The organism is Vibrio sp. 1727 (assembly GCF_033344415.1).
Lineage (GTDB): Bacteria > Pseudomonadota > Gammaproteobacteria > Enterobacterales > Vibrionaceae > Vibrio > Vibrio alginolyticus.
Map to the genome: position 1 here is coordinate 1 of NZ_JAWPOT010000311.1, position 671 is coordinate 671.

Annotated in this window: 1 protein-coding gene; it reads right to left on the reverse strand. The window is 44.9% G+C overall.

Annotated features, from left to right (window positions below):
- Positions 1 to 100: 100 nt before the first annotated feature.
- Positions 101 to 671 (reverse strand): cell division protein ZipA (gene zipA / locus R8O10_RS25440; RefSeq protein WP_318191986.1); only part of this gene is annotated, 571 nt, incomplete at its 5' end.

Sequence of the window (671 nt, forward strand, 5' to 3'; positions counted from 1 at the left end):
GATTCAGACATAGTAAAGCCCCGTATATTGTCAATCGATGAGGTTGGGAATCCATGAAAAAGGGCTCCAATCGGAGCCCTTTTATAATTGGGTAGTAAGATTATGCGTTAGCCGCATTAAACTCAACTATTTGGCGTCGATAAGCAGCTAAACGGTCAGGAGTCATTAAGTTTCTCTTGTCATCGAGAACATTTCCTCCCATATCATCCGCAATCTGCTGTGCAGTTCTCAACATCAAGTTGAAGTTTTGCTCAGCTTCGCCATAGCAAGGCAACGTCATAAAGAAGGAAATGCCTTTCGTCGAAAACTCTGCGGGATCACCATGCTCAAGTGTGCCCGGATGCATCATGTTAGCCACACTGAACAGCACTTTACCGTTACCAGATAAATCAACATGACGATGGAAGATATGCATCTCGCCATAGATAAGACCATTTTGCTGCATACTGTCAAAAAGTTCAGTGCCAATAAATGGCTCTTCGCCCGCACAATGAACATTCAACACGATCACTTGCATTTCCAGCTCTGGCTTTGGCTCTTCTGGTTGTTCAACAACGGCAGGAGCCACTTCTTCAACCATTTCCATCTCTTGTTTAGGCGCATCAAATGCAGAAGGCATGATCTCTTCTTCAACCACCTCTTGCATTGGCTCTTCGACTTCAGACGGCTGA